This window comes from Pelagicoccus sp. SDUM812005 (assembly GCF_031127875.1).
In the GTDB taxonomy this organism is placed as follows: Bacteria; Verrucomicrobiota; Verrucomicrobiia; order Opitutales; family Opitutaceae; genus Pelagicoccus.
The window spans coordinates 121,511-137,891 of record NZ_JARXIA010000007.1 but is presented as its reverse complement, the minus strand read 5'-3'; the positions used below and the strand labels follow the sequence as shown (position 1 = coordinate 137,891).

The window sequence follows — 16,381 nt, the reverse complement described above, 5'->3', positions numbered from 1 at the left end:
CAAAAATCCCTATATTGGATAGATTAAATGGGCTGCAACCACTCCTCCTATGAAGAAGCAAATCAACGCGAGCCAGGACACCGCGTTCAGTTGCAGCGCGCCGCTAATCCCATGACCACTCGTACAACCTCCTGCCATGCGAGCCCCGAAGGAGAGCAAAACGCCTCCCAAGGTGGCCCAAACAAAACGCAAGCCCAGCGAGTCGCTGCCAAACAACGCCACCCAAAACTCGGGCAACATCTCTCCGCGCAACTCCCCTCCCTGCCAACTTGCCAGAAAGGCGCCCGCAATCACGCTCAACAGGAAGACCAGGCTGTAGCCGAAACGCGGCGGGTTCTTCCGATAATAATCCGTCTTCTCCAAGCGCCGCCCGAAGATCCCGCGCCCCAGCAGCCCCCCGAGCGCGGCATAGGCGGACGAAGCCCCGATCGACTTGCCCACGGCAAGCAGGCTCAAGCAAACGAGCAACCCGATCAAAGCGCCAACAAGATAAGGCGACCAAGCAGGCGCCCCATACGTTTTCGCCAAGGTAGAGTCTGCGGCGCAAAGCGGCACCGCCACCAATACGCTCCCTCCTACGAAAGCCGTATTCAATACCTTCATACCGATGCCAGACGTCGCTCGTTCTTGGCCACCTCGAAGCCCGCTTCAGTCCAAGCGCTCCAGCTGCCAGGAACCGTCATTACCGACTCAAATCCTTCCTGCTTCAACACGCTTGCCGCGACGCTAGCTCGAGAGCCCGACGCGCAGTAGGTCGCCACCGGGCGCTTCTTGTCCAGCAAGGAGGCTGCCTCCTCCCGAACCTTCGGCACGAACAAGTGCTCCGACTCAGGGACGAACCCGCCCTTGCGCTCGGATTCCGAACGCACGTCGAGAATTTGGATTTCCCCTACCAGGTCGTGAAGACGATGCACGTCGATAATTTCGACCTGGTCGACTTTCTTGCCGTCGAGAAGCCAAGCTTCGAGGCCGCCGGCCAAATAGCCGATGACATTGGTATGCCCCGTACGCCAAAGATGCGAGAGGGCCGTCTCCAAGTCCTCGTCCCGTTCCAGTACTAAGTAAATCGGATCGTTAAATTCGAGCATCCAGCCAGACCAAACCGACATTTCGCCTCGCAGCTCGATGTTGAGCGATCCCGCGATATGTCCGCTTCCGAACGCCAAAGGACTTCTCGTATCCAAAATTACGTTACCCTTATTTTCGCAGGCGCTTGAAAAGGCTTCCACGGTCATGGCCTCGGCAGGCGGATAACCTCCCATGATCGGCGGCCCTTCAGAATTGAGCTTCTTCATAGGCCGATAGTGACGCGGTTCTTCCGGAGCCGCATCCAATACCTTCTTCACGAAGTCTTCCTTACTCTCACAGGCAAAATAGGCGTTGTGCTCCTTTTCGAATCCGATTGTCGAAAACATGCGGTTACCGATGTCCGGACCGCAGGCCGACCCTGCTCCATGGCCGGGATACAAGAGGACTCCATCCGGCAGTTCTTTATAAAACCCGTGGATACTCTGGTACAATTGCTCCGCGAGCTCCTCGGTTTCGTCCTCGCCCAGCAGGTCGGGACGCCCGACGGAATCGACAAACAGGGTATCTCCGGAAAAAACGGCAAAAGGCGATTCGTCATCCCCCTCGAAAACCAAGAAGGACACGTGCTCCGGCGTATGCCCCGGTGTATGCCGTACCTGGATACGCATCTCTCCCAGCTGAAATTCATCCTTGTCGGAAATCTTCTCCACTCCAAATCCATAGGAGGCACCCCCTTCTCCACTGACGCGGATCGGTACCGCCCCTCCCAGACGGCTGGCCAGCTCGCGAGCGCCGCTCATGAAGTCCGCGTGTATATGCGTCTCGAAAATATCGCGTATCGCTAAGCCCTTGGAACGGGCTAGCTCCATGTAAACATCGCAATCCGGACGTGGGTCGATCACCGCCGCCACTCCTTCCGAGTCGTCGCCTATCAAATACGATAGCTGGGCGATCCCGCCAGAATATATTGGTTCAACAATCAATGCCATGGTTCGAGGTTCCTTCCTTGTTTTGCTTAGTCAGATTGAGCCACCGACAGGCCGCTTGGGCTGGTCGGCGGCCCGGGTGCACGTTTCTCCTTCAATTCGTCGGGGCCGATATTCGCGACCAAGGGTTGCATTTCTATCGTTTCGAAAAACTTCGTATCCGCTTCCGAACGACGGAGCGACGCGACTACCGCATCCGTATCCAGCGAGCTCCACTCCGCAGAGAGCAGTGTCTGTCCTTCTTCGGAAGACCAAATCAACACCGTTTTCGGATCGTCCACCAGCGTCCAACCCTCCGCGTCCACTCCGCTGGGGCGGCCGAAGACATACACAAGGCTATCGCGAGCGTATTCCTCCTCCGGCAGTGCTTGGTCCCAGCGGGCCAATACCTTAAAACCTCCGTCCGCTAAGCGCTTCTCGAAGACCTGCACCGTTTCGTCAAAGCCTAAATCGCTCGGAACCGTGCGCACGGCTTGCTCCTGCTTAAACAAGCTGCCGGCAAACAAGGCTCCGCAAGCGATAAGCAGAATGATAAAGACGCTCCTGATTCCCATGCTCCCAACCCTTGCACAAGATGCGCCACGCCCCCTTTACCCCCCAGTTCCAGCCGGAAGGGTCCCGAGCGGTTGCTTCCCGCACTCCCCTCGCTGCAGCTTGCACCCGCCGAGTGACCTAAGCGTTCTTCCCTCCCCAGCCTTCCAAGAAGTCGACTAAGGTACACTCCTCCCGCGACAAGCCGCGCCGCGTCGACGCCCCTCCCTTCTGCTCGGCCGCGCGAAAAAACGTCCAGGCCTCCTCATCTTCGAGAGCAGGATGCACGTAGGACTTCCGCGCCACCGCCTTCGTATTGCCCAAGGTCTCCGCCGCGGAGGAAATAGCCCGCTGCCACGCCTCGCCCAAGCCTAGCTCGTCCGGGTCAAGCTTCGCCAAAACTGCCGCCGCTTCGCGGGTACCGATCCAGGTCCTAAAGTCCTTAGCGGAAAACGGCTGCCCCGCGAGCTCGCCCAGGAACGCGTTCACGTCCTCGCTACACAAGTCGCTCCACTCTCCCATACCGTTGCGATACACGAAAATCCGTTGCCCGGGCAGCTCCTGCAAACGCCGTACGCAGCGAGCCAAATGCCGTCGCTCCACTTGCCGCTTCACCCGCTTTCCTCCCTTGGCCCGAAAGTCGAACTCCATTCGCCCCGCCGCGTTGTCGACCTCGAGATTTCCAGTGGTCAAGGTCAGCATCCCCCGCGTACGGTTCTCCCTCAGGTAGCGCTCGCAGCCCACTCGAAATCCAGTCGCGTCCAATCGCTTCACCACCAAGGCGCAGGCGTACGCCTTCTCCCCCGGATCGCTCCGGCGCAGGACGCGATTGGCTCCTCTTCGAATTCCTCCCAAGGCCGCCCCGAAGTCAGCCAAACGGGTGAACTTGAGCGACTCCCGGTAGGCCCGATAGGCTTCATGGTAGCGATACTGCTTCCTGCCCCGAGCGTCCCTTCCCGTCGCCTGCAGGTGCCCTCGCGGGTCCACGCACAACCACACGTCCACATAAGCGGGCGGAACCGCCAAAGCCCGAAAGCGCTGCAACGTATCCATTTCTCGGATATGCTTCCCCTCCGGATCGTAATAGGCAAAGCCGCGCCCGCAGCGACGCCGCGTACAGCCCCGAGCGGAATCGGTGGAGTAGCGCAAGCCTCGCGGCAAGTCGGTCGAGCTCATAAGGATAGCCACTTGCTAGTTCCGTACCAATGCGCGGCCTCGCCGCCGTTGTTTGCGATTGGCGCCAATCTAGCAATAGTACCCCACACGAATAACAATGACCCCGCCCGTCCCTCAACAGCCAGCGAATCGCCTCCCGCGAGCAACCACCTAAACGACCTATGAAAGCTACACGTATATTCGAAACCATCCTCTATGCGGAGGACCTCGACTCCGCCCTCTGGTTCTATCGCGACGTATTGGGGCTCGAACTGCAGCGAAGCTCAGAGCTCTTCCTCGTCTTCCGCCTGGAATCCAGCGCCTTGATCATCTTCAACCCAGCCCAAAGCAGCGAAACCGGACGCGAGATCCCTGCCCACGGCAGCGTCGGCGATGGCCACCTCGCCTTCGCCTCCAAGATCGAAGACCTACCCCGCTGGCTCGATCATTTCACGAAGCACAATATATCCATCGAAACGAAACACGACTGGAGCGAAGGCGGATACTCGATATACGTGCGGGACCCCGCAGGCAATAGCGTCGAGATCGCCCCGCCCACGCTCTGGGGCGGTTGGGATATATAAAGTTATATATAATTCCCCACCGAAAACGCGCGACCGCAGCGAATAGCTTGCGGAAGACGCTTCCCGCACCAAAAAGACGATAACACAAAAAAAGCGCCCCGACCTGCTAATGCAAGGCGGGGCGCTTGTAATAGAAGGTTTACAGGAGTCGGTTCAGGGCCGGGCGACTAGTTCGTCGCATCCTTCACTTCGTCCGCTGCGTCCTCTGCAGCATCCTTCGTGCTCTCTGCGGCATCTTCGATGGCGTCGCCCGTGCTTTCGGCGGCGTCCTCGAGATGGTTGTCATCCGCGCAACCGACGAAAAAGAGAGCGGAAGCGAGAACTGCAAATAGACTGATAAGGAATTTAGTAGATCGGTTATCCATACCACCCCCTCTTCAGGTTTCGCGCCAACCTCGCCTCAAGGGGGCAAGCAATTGAAAGCAGCTGCGCTCGTTTGCAGAATGCAACACATCCAAGGCTATCGTTGCAAAACGCCTCCCTAAAACGGGCGCCGAATCGGCCCTCCCACGGGAACGCCCCCATCCCACCCGCCTACCGCCGGTCCTGAAGCGAGATTCAATTAACTGGCATACAAAATGCGACTGGAGCCAACCATGAAAACTCACGACTCGCTATCACAACACTTTGAATACATCGCCCAGCTGCTGAAATCTCTTCGCGCCGGGCAGGATTGCTTCGGCAAAGCCTACTACGAATACCGCTTCCTACCGGAGGCGGCCGCCCTCGCAAAGCTGCGCCTTACCTACTCCGTAGTCGAGCGCCACCTCTTCGACCAGCTTTCGTCGCAAGAGCAGGCCCAGCTCGCAAGCAAGCAGGAAAACGCTGGCCCCTTCTTGAACGACCCGCGCTCCTGCATCTTCGGCCTGGAAGCGAGCCTCGCCCTGGATTTCCTCAGAAATTCGGACGCCCAGCTCTTCGCGGCTGTCCAGCAAAACGAGGAGCTGCTCGATCTCGACTCCGACCTGCTGGAATCCTGGCAAGCCACCTCGGGAGAACTGAATTCGGACCACACCGCCAAGGACCGGGAAAACGAGCAGGCCAAAGCCTCCGACTCCTACGCCCTCTGCGGCTGAGAACCATCCTCCCCACGAGGTATCCCTCTCCGCACATCCGCTCGCCTAACTGAAATTACCATGTCCCCACGACTCTCCTTCGCCACCATCATCGCAACCTTCTCCCTCAGCGCCGCGCTCAACACCAGCTACGCCGATCCCACCATCGCCTACGAGGTGCGACGCAGCGTGGATAGCGACCCCGCGAACGCCACGCTCGTCGGGGTCACGACGCAAACCGAGTTCGTGGACCCAACCGCCAGCGAGCACGGAGCCAGCTACCACTACTTCGTGCGAGCCTCGGGCGGCACCGCGACCCCCATCAAAGTCTTCGGGGGCAACTACGACGCGGAAGTCTTCCTGCCTCGCACCTCCTCCGACGAAGTCACCGACCTCGTCTTCTACACGCAACAAACCACCCTGAGCGGCACCTTCTACCTGCTCGACGACGACGCGCCAGCCAACGCCCAGATCGTTTGGCCGGAACAGGGCGACCACGTGAAGAGCGAAACCCTCACCCTCTCGCCCGGCCAGCAACCGCGCCTCACCGTGCAGCTGATCCTCAAGAACCGGCTCTGGAAGGCTGACTCCGACGAAACCGCGGAAATCCTTGCCTACGACCCCTTTTCCCAATCCCTCATCGCGGACCTCGGCCCCGTCAGCAAAGCTCCCGCCGTCGCCTGGGACGCGAACCTCGGCGTCTCCAACACTCCGCAAGGCGCCCGACTCACGTGGGACGCCTTCAACGAGACCCAACGCAACTCCCTGGCCTCCAGCATCTCCATCACCCGCGAAATCCCCCTGCCAGTGACGCCCACCGTTCCGCTCGTCGTCAACGAACGCCTCCCGCGACGCATCCAGCTTAGCTGGCAAGCGGAGACCACGGCAGCCCGCTACGCAGTGTACCGCTCCGAAACCAACGACTTTTCGACCGCCACCCTCCGCAGCGACCAAGTTCGCTCCACCACCTATACCGACGGCTTCGTCACCCCCGGCCGCACCTACTATTACTGGATCACCTCCGTCAACGACCGCGGCGAAAGCGCCACCACCGCTTCGCTGAGCGCCACCGCTACCAACGAAATTTACCAGCTCGCCGTCAGGTCGAACTTCGGGTCCGTCGACATCTCCCCCCGCAAAGACTACTACGCCGAGGGCGACGTCGTCACCCTGACCGCCTCCCCACGCACCGGCTACGGATTCGAGTCCTGGGCCATCGGCGAAACCTCCGATCCCTCGACGACCACGACCCTCACCATCCAGGGCAACACCTCCGCCATCGCCAACTACGCGCTCGACATGCCCCAAGCCTACCGCGACTGGCTCTCCGTCGCCTATCCCAGCCAAACAGAATTGGGTGTGACTGGACCGGATCGCGACGCCGATGGCGACGGACTCAACAATCTCCTCGAGTTCACCCTCGCTACGGACGAACCGGAAACCGCCGGCGAACTCCTTGACTTCAAAGCGCCGCAGGCGAACACCGGCAACGGCCTCACCTACTCACTTTCCGCTTACCCGGCCAAGCAACGCGGCTCCGTCTCCATTCAGACGTCCCGCGACCTGCAGACCTGGAGCGACGCCCAGCTGCAATTCCAAGACGGAGCATGGGAAATCGTCGGGGCCACCGCCTTCGACCTCGGCCTGAGCGCGGAAGAATCCACCAGCCAGGCAGGCTACTGGACGCTCACCTTGCAAACCACGCCCACCCACGGACAGCCGAGCTACCTGCGCTTGGGAGCTTCGATCGCCGCCCAGTAAGAATAGGCCAACCTGCAAGACGCCAGACGCCTTCGGCCTGCCAGCGCTCGCCTAGTCGCCCTCCGCTTGCAGGTCCGCCAAGCTCACGCTTCCGTCCACGTCGCCCTCCAGGGCCCTAACGAAAGCGTTTTGCAGCAGCGAGCCGATCGTCGGGAGCACCCCCGCCTTCAAGTCGGAGGTCTTTCCCTTAAACGGCACCTTGGCCGCGAATTGGTCCTTCGACCTGTTCTCGGTGATCGTGATCAAGAAGCCAGCGAAAGCGTCCCACAGGGCCGAGAGCGGATTCCCTCCCTCCTTGCCCAACTGGAACACGTCGATATCCCGCGCCAGGAACTTGACGTAGCCATCGACCTCCCCAGACGACACCGCCCACTCCACGAAGATTCCCAAGGTCCCGCTGCGCACGTCGATGTTGGCGTAGTTTTCCAATATCGGATTCAGGTAAGGCAGGTGGATCGACTCGCACTGGAAGTCCAAATTCATCTCCAAAGACTCGGCCAAAAGGTCGAAGCTTCCCTCCAACTCCATGGGAGCCCCTTCCCCCAGCAAGCCGCTGGCCCGCACCTGGGAAGGCAAGGCTTCGCCCTGCTTCCGGTCCACGTTGGTGATATCGGACGCCACGCCGTTGAGCTTCCTCACCGCAACCGCCCCCAGCGGGCTGTCCTCCTCCAACGCCCAATCGACCGCGCCGTCCTTCACCTCGAAGCGGTTCAGGGTAAAGGGAAACAGAGCTTGCACCGTCTCCACCCAATTCCCCTCGTCGCCCAACTGCTCGCGCTCCTTCCGATCGGAGACGACAAGCGAAAGCTTCGGCTCCTCCAAGACCAGCTCGCCCACCAGCGCCCCCTTGAAAAGCGCCAGCCACTCCACGGATAAATCCATGGAACGCACCTCCAGAAACGGCTGCTCCGCTCCCCCGTGCTCCTTGTTCAAAATCAAACCGTCCACGCGGTACGCACCACGAATGAGCGACAGATCGATGTCCTCGATCGAGCCGTTATAGCCGTCCAGATCGCTCAGCACCCCATTTACGTGGTTCCGAATCAAACTGGGCGCCAGGACCCGGGCCCCCAGCAAAACCAGCAGCAGAGCCAGCAGGCCTATCGCCAGCCCCCGTTTGCGGCGCGAAGCGCCCGAAAGATACTTGGAGAAACGATTCTTCATAACGGCATGAGCTTCAGCCGCCCCTCTCCAAACGGAAACAAACGCTCGGCCACCACGGGGCCCAATCGGAGCGGGGCGATTCGCCTCCGACTTCTGCAAGGATAGCGCCAAGCGCCACCCACCAGGCCCTCGCCCTTCAGCCTTCCGCTGTCGAGGAAGCTTGGCTATCCGGGGCCACCACGAGTCGAATGTAGACCGTGCTCCCTTCGCCCTCTATCCCGCTGGACTCCAGCCAAATCCTGCCCCCGTGCCGCTCCACGATTCCCTTGCAAACCGTCAAGCCCAGCCCCGTGCCCTCGTAGGCCGCAGTGCCGTGGAGCCGATACATCGGCCGAAACACGTCCTTGGCCTTCCGCGGGTCGACCCCGATCCCATTGTCCGCAAACTTCAACTCGCAGCACCCCAACGCCGAAACCGCGCTGATTCGCACCGACGGCTTCGAACTCGCGTTATACTGCAAGGCGTTGCGTATCAGGTTTTGGAATACTTGAGTGAAAAGCCCCGCGTCGACCGCCACGCTCGGCAACCCCTCGCAGACCACTTTCCCCTCCTCGAGGGCATCCGGCATTCCCAAGTTGCATAAAGCCGCCTGCAAAACCTGCTGGAGCGGGATCGTCTTGGACTCGAGGCGACCGCCCTGCGACGCCGAATACTCGTGCAACGCCTCCAAGGTAGACTCCAGGTTCTCGCAATCGCTCCGCAACACCTCCAGCAGTTCGCGAGGGTCGCCCGACAAATCCGGCAAAAGCATGGCCAACATCTCCGCCGCGCTGCGCACGTTGCCCAAGGGCCCCTTCAAGTCATGGGCCACCAGCCGCGCGAAATTCCGCAGCCGCATCTGTTGGTCCCGGTTGCGAATGGCGTAGCGCACCGCTCGATCCAAGCCATCAACCGAAAGCTCCTTCTTGCTCAGCAGGAAGTCGACCGGCATCCGGCACACCGCCTCCTCCGCATCCGAAAGGTCCCCATCCGTCAAAACAATTACCGCGGTCTGGTCGCAGAGAGCCTCCAGCTCCGTGACCAAGGCCTCCACCCCTTGCGACTCCAAGCGATGGTCGATCAAAATCGCGTCGTAACGGCAGTTCCGCACGCAATCCGGGAGCTCCTCCGTTGAGCACGCCCAATCGATCGCATACCGATCGCGGGGAGCCCTCGCGAGGAGGTCCTCGATCCGCTTCCGGTCCGACACGTCGTCTCCAATTAAAAGCAGTCTCGTAGACTGCATAGCAAGCGCTTCCTCTTCCTCCGAACGCTTCATGAGAATGACTTGTTTCGTTGGCGAAAAGCCACGCTCTCTCGGTTCTCGTCGTCTACGACGACGCCCTCATATCCTTCCCTCATATCCAGTTTCTATAAATAAGACGCTCCCCCAAAACCGTTCGAATCGCTCCCAATGTCGACTTTTTTCTAACATATGGGAGTAGCGCCTATAGCGGATCGGAAGCGACCTAACCCGGAGGTGCATCCTGCAGCCCTTCCATAGCAAAATGGAAAAGCGCCGACCCTCTTCTATCGGTGGCACCCCCGTCGCATCTTCGGAACGAACGCGAAAGCCGCCCCAGCGATCCTCGCCCATCCAGCTCACAGTTAACATCTTACAATATTTTAACAAAAAGCGTTTCCATAATCTCGATACACTTGGCGCGAGCTCTGCAAATCGGGATCACCTCAAACTATAACATGGCGCCTTGGTAAGTGCCCCCACGAATAATCGATGTATCAGAGCGTCAAACCACAAACCACAAACTGAAACATACATGAAAACAAAACACATCACTACCTTGGCAGCTCTCGTTGCGGCACCTTTCTGCGTTGCCCAAACGAGCTCCTACTCTTGGGAAACAAACCTCGATTATACAACTCGGGACACCGACCTCGAGGACTCTAAGCTAAACGAAGACAATATCGACTTCGGCGCTGTATACTATTTTACGCCTATCGATTACGCAACCGGCGGTGACGCCTACCGCGAACTCGCCTTCACGCAACGCGCCTCGTCCCTCGACCTCCGCCTTAACATTCGGGAGCTCGATGACGATATCGACAACGTTGTAGACCTCGACGCTTATACCATCAACGGCCTCTGGGTAAATCCTGAGACCGGTTGGTATGCAAACCTTGGTTACACCAACGCTAACACCGATATTTCTGGCGATTTCACCTCAGGCATCTTCCGCTACCAACCTGATTTCGACGGGTACTCCCTATCGGTCGGTAAGTACGTGGCAGAGAACACCACAGTCGGAGTCGTGTATTCCGCTATCGACTACAAGAATCGCACGGAGGACTCTTTCGTCGAATCTAGCAGCGATACGATCGGCGTCGCATTCAAGCACTACATGTCCTTCACGGACAACACCGGCTTCAGCCTCGAGGGCAACCTCTACTTCATCGACCTACAAGTCGCTCAGTTCGACGAACTTGACGACCAAGGCCTCGAAAGCAGCGGCGAAGTCTACGGTTTGAAGGCAACCTACTATCCTTCTCGCAACCTCGGTATCGGGATCTCCTACTCCGACGCCGACGACCTCGGCGGTCGCCCCTACCTCGCCTCCCGTACCGCAATCCGCGACGGAGCTGGCATCTTCGCAGAATGGTTCGCGACAGAGCGATTCAGCCTGCACGCTCGCTACGCCAACAACGAGTATGACCTGAGCGACGCCGACAACTTCGACGATCCAGGCGAAGTCGAATCCGACAGCCTCACTTTCGGAGCGGCCTACCGCTTCTAAACGACTCTACCCCACCTTGGAATTCTAACTCTTGTTACAGAGGAAAGCACCCTCAACCAGACCGCGCTTGATCCGCTCAAGCGCGGTCTTTCCCTATAAAGGCAAATTTTATATCGAAACAGCGTGGCTCCACCAACCACAACGCCCCGCTATACAATCCATAACATAAACACTATAACGATCATGAATACCATCAACCCGCAAAAGGAACTCGCCTCCCAACTCGAAACCCTCGTTTCGCACGTCAACGATTCCATCAAAGGCTTCGAAAAGGCTGCTGAAAAGTCGAGCAAGACGCCCGATGTCGACTCCCATCAGTTTCTCGCAATGAAGTCGGCCCGCGAAAACCACGCCATCGCCCTGAACAGTCGCCTTCAATGCATCGGAGAAGACTGGAAGAGCGACGGTTCCATCAAGGGAGCCGCCCACCGAGCCCTCATCTCCGTAAAAGATCTATTCACCGACAGCAACTCATCGGAAGCGATTTGCGAAGAAGCCCTGCGCGGCGAAAGCAAGCTGCTCGAGTACGTCGACGAAACCCTCAGCAAACTGGACGCCATCGATCCCGAAACCCGCAAAGCGATCGCTGACCTCAAGGGAGATATCGTCAACAACAGAGCCGAGCTAAAACGTGCCTGCGGCAAATAGAGCGAAACGAAAATAAACGCTATCGGAACCGATAAACGTCTGGCTCCGGTCTCCACCAAAGCCCGGCCTCGCCGGGCTTTTTCCGTTTCCGCCCTACCGTTATTTCAGTATATCCACTTCCTCAATACAAGAAGCTCCCACCCGCCCCAAGAATGCACAAAAACGCCGGGAGCCTCGCAAAAGGAACTCCCGGCCTCGACTCTACAAACTCGCTGCTCTTGCCAAATAGCAGGGCAGCGAATTTGAGATATAATAAAACCTTACCCTTCCTTCAACGCTTCCAAAGAATAAATTTGGAAGGAATAAGGGGCGATAGCTATGGCTGCGCTCGCCGCCGCATCCCCGTAAGCTTCTCCACCTGCTTCGAGGTCACCTTGGCTCGAAAACGCCTTGCTTCGATGATATTTTTCAGCGGCCGAATTCATCAAGCATCTCCACTTTCCCGCAGCAGGGAAACCAAGCTGATAATCGCTCTTCTCCTCGTGGCTGAAGTTCACGACAACCACCACGTCGTCTCCCTCCCCATGGTCCTGCCAACGGTGGTACGCAACCACTTTGTCGATATCGTTGCAGTGCAAAATTTCGATGCCCTGACCTTGCAAGCCAATGGCCTGGCCCGCCTTGTTCAAGCGCAAGGAAACCAGATCCTGCACCAAGGCCATCATCCCTTCCGCCTCTTCCAGCTTAGACCAGTGAAGCGGATGGTCGTCCGAAAACCATCCTTCCTCCAAGAACTCCTGCCCTTGGAACAACATCGGAACCCCTGGGGCCGTTAAGGTTAAGCCAATGCCGAGCGAGGCTCGCGCGCTCGCGTGGAAGCCAGTCTCGTTCTCCGCGTCGATCTCGTGGGTAACACGAGCCTGCCCGTTAGCGACCTCGTCATGGGATTCCGTATACACCACACGGCGAAACGCATCGCCATTGAAGCGGCTGAGCAAGGCATCCGCGACCGCGGGCATGGAACGGGACGCGTCATCGGCCTCGATCAATACGGCCCGTATCGGGTGGACGAAAGCCGCATCCCACTGGGCATGAAACCCGCCTCCGCCATGCTCGATATCCTCCGTCAGGCTGGGTTCGTTCTGCAGGTCTTCCGCAATCAACACCTTGTTCTGGGGCAAGCTCCTGGCATCCTTGTTGATCCATCTCAGCAGGTCGAACCCGTCGGGAAGCTCCTCCGCCCCGTCCGCCCTCACGCTGCGCATGAAAAGCGTCATATCGTAGCGCAAGCCATCGATGCGGAACTCCTCCAGCCACATCAGCGCGTTATCCCGGATATATTGTCGCACCTCGCCACGGCCATAGTCCGGACGCGTCTGTCCCCAGGGCGTTTCAGCCTTCCAATCGTTATAAAAGTAGATACCGCCTTGGCCGTTTTCCTCCCAACCATCGAATTGCCAGAGATCCAAGTCGCTCGGTCCGAAATGATTATAAACCACGTCGAGCACGACGCCAATATTACGGCGATGGGCCTCCTTCACCAGGCGCTTCAATCCATCCGGCCCGCCGTAGCTACTCTCCACCGCGTACGGATGGCTAGGATTGTAGCCCCAGGACAAATCGCCCGCGAACTCCGCCACCGGCATCAGCTCGATCGCGTTCACGCCCAAGCGCTGCAGATGGTCGAGCTTGGCGCAAACCTCGTCCAAGGTCGCCTTCCCTTCCCCATCCTCACCACAAAAGCTTCGAGCATGCAGCTCGTAGATAACGAGCTGGTTCAAAGGCGGCAATTCGTAAGCATCGTCCTCCCAATCGAAACAGTCCGCGTACACCACCGCGTTGCCGACGGAATTCGTTACTTTCCGAGCGCGCGGGTCTATCTTTTGCATAACGGAATCCCCCGTATCGATCGCGAACTTGTATTCAGATCCGTCCCGCGCCTCCGCGCACAGGCAATCCCAGTTGCCATGCTCGCGCTGAGCCATGGGATCCGCGTCTGGATTCCAATCGTTCCAGTCGCCGACTACGGACACCGCCTTCGCGTGCGGCGCCCAGACTTTAAAATATACGCCTTCGTCAAGCACGCTCGCCCCCAAAGGTAATTCCGATTCCAAGGTTTCACTCATTTTATAAAGGTGTTAACGCGAGCGACCATCGCCCGTTGAGCTTCTTTCGCCCAAACTGCGCCAGCCACCGGTCCCAAGCTCGAAAATCTTCAGCGTTTTATCACGGCCCCTGCCTCTTTAGACTCGCCTCTCTCCCTAACCGCCTTGGCTACCTCCGCCCCGAGGAAAAAGACCTGAGCGGAGAAATAAACCCAAAGCAGCACTGCGATAAGCGAAGCGGCCCCGCCACCGAAGTCGTCCTGTCGGGCCAGATAAATGCTAAATGCATTCCTTCCCACCCCAAAAAGCCCTGCGGATACCCCGCCGCCCCACAGGGCGCAACGCCAGGGAACCTTGGCCAAGGGCAGCCACCGATAGAGCGTCGTAAATAGCAAGCTGACGATCAGCCAGGAGCTCACAGCGGCCGCTAGCCCCCACATCCAATCCACCCCCGGCAAATCGAGCCGCACGGAATCGATCGCGAAGGAAAGCGCCGTATTTACCGCCAGCGATACAAGAAGCAGGAAGGCGACCACCATGCACATCCCCAAAGCCAAGGCCCGCCGCTTCAAGGCAGTCGCTAGACCGGTCACCGACTCTCCCTTGCCCAATATAATATCCAAGGCTTCCTGTATCTCGTAAAAAAGTCGCGTCGCTCCCCACAACAGCAAGGCTCCGCCAAACAAGCCCGCTAGCAAGCTGGAGCTTCCCAGCTCCGGATCGCTTATCATCGATTCGATAAAACGCGCCGTCTGATAATCCGTCACGTTCGCGATCTCATCCGCCAACAGGCCACGAGCCGCTTCGTCCCCCAAGAAGACGCTCAATACAAGCATCACCAAGGTGAGCAGCGGAGCCAGAGAAAGGGCCGTGAAAAACGCTACAGCCGCCGCTAACCGCGTCCCTCCGTCGGCAAGCCAGCCCTTGATCGACTTCACCGCAAATCCATAGGCAAGTTTCACTGGTCCCATCATGGAAAGCCTAGTCGCACGCCACGCGCCAAAAGCGACCGACCGCTCCCGTCGGCCTGCCAAGCCCTGTCCCTCCTTCCAGCAGCGAGCAAAACGCACCGCAGAGCCCCGTCACGATGCGCTATGCAACAATGCAGATAGCTGCCAAAACGATACGTTCCTTCACGCAAGGCCTTGGAATATAGATTCTTAAAAAATGCTATAAGCGAATATCATTCTTCCACGCAGCTTGGCGCCCTTTCCGCAAAACAGGACGGAACGCCTCAAATGGCAACCAACCAGCAAATACTATGAAAATCACGACCTTACCCATCCTCGCAAGCCTGGCCGCCCTCGTGGCGCTCGCCGGATGCGCCACACCCGAAGCGGTCAACTCGACCGCCGTAACGAAAGCGCTCGACCTGCATAAAACCGATCGCTTCTCGGTCAGCGTGACCGACTCCAGCACCACCGACACCGCCTTCAGCGCCGCAATGCAAAAGGAGGCCAGCAGCGAACTGATCGACGAACTGGAGGAGCGCGGCTTCGACTACGTCGGCGCCCGCCAACCGCAGATCAAAGCCGTTTTCCGCACCTATCCCGCGGTGCAAGCGAGCTACCTGGACGCTTCCCTCCCCGAAAAGGTAACCATTACCACCACCGAAGAAACGCGCGACGCGGACGGGTCCGTAACAACGACCGTATCGCGTACCCGCTCCGTACCCGGGCCGAACGCGAGCGAACCCATCTACCTTCCCGCCAACTCCCGCATTTTCCTGCTAGACATCTACGACGTTGATTCGGGAATACTCCTGTGGCGCGGCCACCTCAGCCAAGAGGACACCAGCCTCAACGACGAACAGCTCGAGGATGCCATCGACACCTTGGTCGAGCGCTTGGATGAGGAAACCTAAGCGAAGCTAGGTTCCCCGCCCACAGCGATCCATCGCACCTTTAAAGGCCACCGGCGTTTGCCCGTGGCCTTTTTCCGTTTTGAAGCCCCCGTACCGCAAGGGCCACGCCTGCGGCTTGAACGCTCCTAAGAATACAGAGACCGCGAAAAGCCTTCAGCGCTCCTCGTCCGCGAACTCCTCCAGCCGCTCCATCCACTCGTCCAAGGCCTCCAACTCCTCCTCCTGCAGGGCGTTTTCCTGCAAGCGAATCGGATGGCTGAGGCGATTGCGAAGCTCCAGCAGCTGATCCAAACGCGAACTGAAGCGTCGCTTGCTCTCCTGCGGATCCGCCACCAGGTCCTTCACTTCTCCCCACTCCGACAAAGCGATTTCCTTGAGGTCCCTCAAGTACAAGGCCGTCTCCTTCTCGATCTGCCCTTCGCTTTCCTCGTAAAGCTGCGAAGCCTTGACCCGGATGGACTCGGGAACCCCCTTGAACCACCACTGCTTGCCGTAACGTCCCTTCAGGTGGCCTACCAACATGCGATAAAGCCGCACCTCGATCTCCTCGATCTTCCTTCGGGCCACTTCATTGGCGCTGTCGCTAGTACGTTCCGGCGAAAAGACCTTCACCAGCGATACGATATCGCCGCGCTCTCCATAATCCAGGGACTCCAGCCCCATCTCGTCCGGCAAAGCCTCCTCCGACTTCGGTCGCAGCTGGGCGATACGATAAAGAGCCCCGTTGGACAAAGCCCCCAAAGGCTCGTCCAAGCGGGTGCGACGCAGCAATTTCAAGGCTTCGTAAAGCGTGGCCATCTCAGTTGTCTCAGTCATAGGAATCAGGG

The 16,381-nt window shown here is 58.7% G+C and carries 16 protein-coding genes; 6 read left to right on the top strand and 10 right to left on the bottom strand.

Features of this window, described 5'->3' with window-relative positions:
- Positions 1-9: 9 nt before the first annotated feature.
- From QEH57_RS10350 to QEH57_RS10335, 4 genes are all read right to left on the bottom strand, one after another.
- The gene (locus QEH57_RS10350; protein ID WP_309006663.1) at positions 10-603 is read right to left on the bottom strand and encodes a YeeE/YedE thiosulfate transporter family protein; all 594 of its coding nucleotides are present in this window, start codon (positions 601-603) and stop codon (positions 10-12) included.
- Positions 600-2,018, bottom strand: a complete 1,419-nt coding sequence (locus QEH57_RS10345; RefSeq protein ID WP_309006662.1) for an MBL fold metallo-hydrolase — start codon at positions 2,016-2,018, stop codon at positions 600-602. Before QEH57_RS10345 ends, QEH57_RS10350 begins: the two co-directional genes overlap by 4 nt.
- A gap of 26 nt (positions 2,019-2,044) precedes the next feature.
- Positions 2,045-2,569 (bottom strand): hypothetical protein, encoded by a 525-nt coding sequence (locus QEH57_RS10340; RefSeq protein ID WP_309006661.1) that lies wholly within the window; start codon positions 2,567-2,569, stop codon positions 2,045-2,047.
- 118 nt (positions 2,570-2,687) lie between these two features.
- Positions 2,688-3,722, bottom strand: coding sequence for a hypothetical protein (locus QEH57_RS10335; RefSeq protein WP_309006660.1), 1,035 nt, complete (start codon positions 3,720-3,722; stop codon positions 2,688-2,690).
- 161 nt (positions 3,723-3,883) lie between these two features.
- Here QEH57_RS10335 and QEH57_RS10330 point away from each other — a divergent pair, with 161 nt between their 5' ends.
- Positions 3,884-4,285, top strand: a complete 402-nt coding sequence (locus QEH57_RS10330; RefSeq protein WP_309006659.1) for a VOC family protein — start codon at positions 3,884-3,886, stop codon at positions 4,283-4,285.
- Positions 4,286-4,452: 167 nt separating this feature from the next.
- On the opposite strand, the gene QEH57_RS10325 is transcribed toward QEH57_RS10330, so the two are convergent.
- Positions 4,453-4,650: a hypothetical protein gene (locus QEH57_RS10325; protein WP_309006658.1), complete on the bottom strand. Its 198-nt coding sequence runs from the start codon at positions 4,648-4,650 to the stop codon at positions 4,453-4,455.
- A 231-nt stretch (positions 4,651-4,881) separates the two neighbouring features.
- Here QEH57_RS10325 and QEH57_RS10320 point away from each other — a divergent pair, with 231 nt between their 5' ends.
- Together QEH57_RS10320 and QEH57_RS10315 are read left to right on the top strand one after the other, a co-directional pair.
- Positions 4,882-5,361, top strand: a complete 480-nt coding sequence (locus tag QEH57_RS10320; RefSeq protein ID WP_309006657.1) for a hypothetical protein — start codon at positions 4,882-4,884, stop codon at positions 5,359-5,361.
- 60 nt (positions 5,362-5,421) lie between these two features.
- Positions 5,422-7,101: a fibronectin type III domain-containing protein gene (locus tag QEH57_RS10315; protein WP_309006656.1), complete on the top strand. Its 1,680-nt coding sequence runs from the start codon at positions 5,422-5,424 to the stop codon at positions 7,099-7,101.
- Between the two features lie 51 nt (positions 7,102-7,152).
- Here the strand turns inward: QEH57_RS10315 and QEH57_RS10310 are convergent, their stop codons facing one another.
- Both QEH57_RS10310 and QEH57_RS10305 read right to left on the bottom strand, forming a co-directional pair.
- Positions 7,153-8,265, bottom strand: coding sequence for a DUF748 domain-containing protein (locus QEH57_RS10310; protein ID WP_309006655.1), 1,113 nt, complete (start codon positions 8,263-8,265; stop codon positions 7,153-7,155).
- Between the two features lie 136 nt (positions 8,266-8,401).
- Positions 8,402-9,523, bottom strand: coding sequence for an ATP-binding protein (locus QEH57_RS10305; RefSeq protein WP_309006653.1), 1,122 nt, complete (start codon positions 9,521-9,523; stop codon positions 8,402-8,404).
- A 499-nt stretch (positions 9,524-10,022) separates the two neighbouring features.
- Between QEH57_RS10305 and QEH57_RS10300 the strand changes: the two genes are divergently transcribed.
- Both QEH57_RS10300 and QEH57_RS10295 read left to right on the top strand, forming a co-directional pair.
- Entirely contained in the window at positions 10,023-10,997 is a 975-nt protein-coding gene (locus QEH57_RS10300) for a hypothetical protein (protein WP_309006652.1), read from the top strand.
- 183 nt (positions 10,998-11,180) lie between these two features.
- Positions 11,181-11,645, top strand: a complete 465-nt coding sequence (locus tag QEH57_RS10295; RefSeq protein WP_309006651.1) for a DUF2383 domain-containing protein — start codon at positions 11,181-11,183, stop codon at positions 11,643-11,645.
- A 260-nt stretch (positions 11,646-11,905) separates the two neighbouring features.
- On the opposite strand, the gene QEH57_RS10290 is transcribed toward QEH57_RS10295, so the two are convergent.
- Both QEH57_RS10290 and QEH57_RS10285 read right to left on the bottom strand, forming a co-directional pair.
- Positions 11,906-13,711: an alpha-amylase family glycosyl hydrolase gene (locus QEH57_RS10290; RefSeq protein ID WP_309006650.1), complete on the bottom strand. Its 1,806-nt coding sequence runs from the start codon at positions 13,709-13,711 to the stop codon at positions 11,906-11,908.
- An 89-nt stretch (positions 13,712-13,800) separates the two neighbouring features.
- On the bottom strand, positions 13,801-14,652 hold the full coding sequence (locus QEH57_RS10285) for a YihY/virulence factor BrkB family protein (protein ID WP_309006649.1): 852 nt from the start codon (positions 14,650-14,652) through the stop codon (positions 13,801-13,803).
- A gap of 299 nt (positions 14,653-14,951) precedes the next feature.
- Between QEH57_RS10285 and QEH57_RS10280 the strand changes: the two genes are divergently transcribed.
- Entirely contained in the window at positions 14,952-15,554 is a 603-nt protein-coding gene (locus QEH57_RS10280; protein WP_309006648.1) for a hypothetical protein, read from the top strand.
- A 153-nt stretch (positions 15,555-15,707) separates the two neighbouring features.
- Here the strand turns inward: QEH57_RS10280 and QEH57_RS10275 are convergent, their stop codons facing one another.
- Complete coding sequence (locus QEH57_RS10275; RefSeq protein WP_309006647.1) at positions 15,708-16,370, bottom strand: hypothetical protein; 663 nt, start codon at positions 16,368-16,370, stop codon at positions 15,708-15,710.
- Between the last annotated feature and the right edge of the window lie 11 nt (positions 16,371-16,381).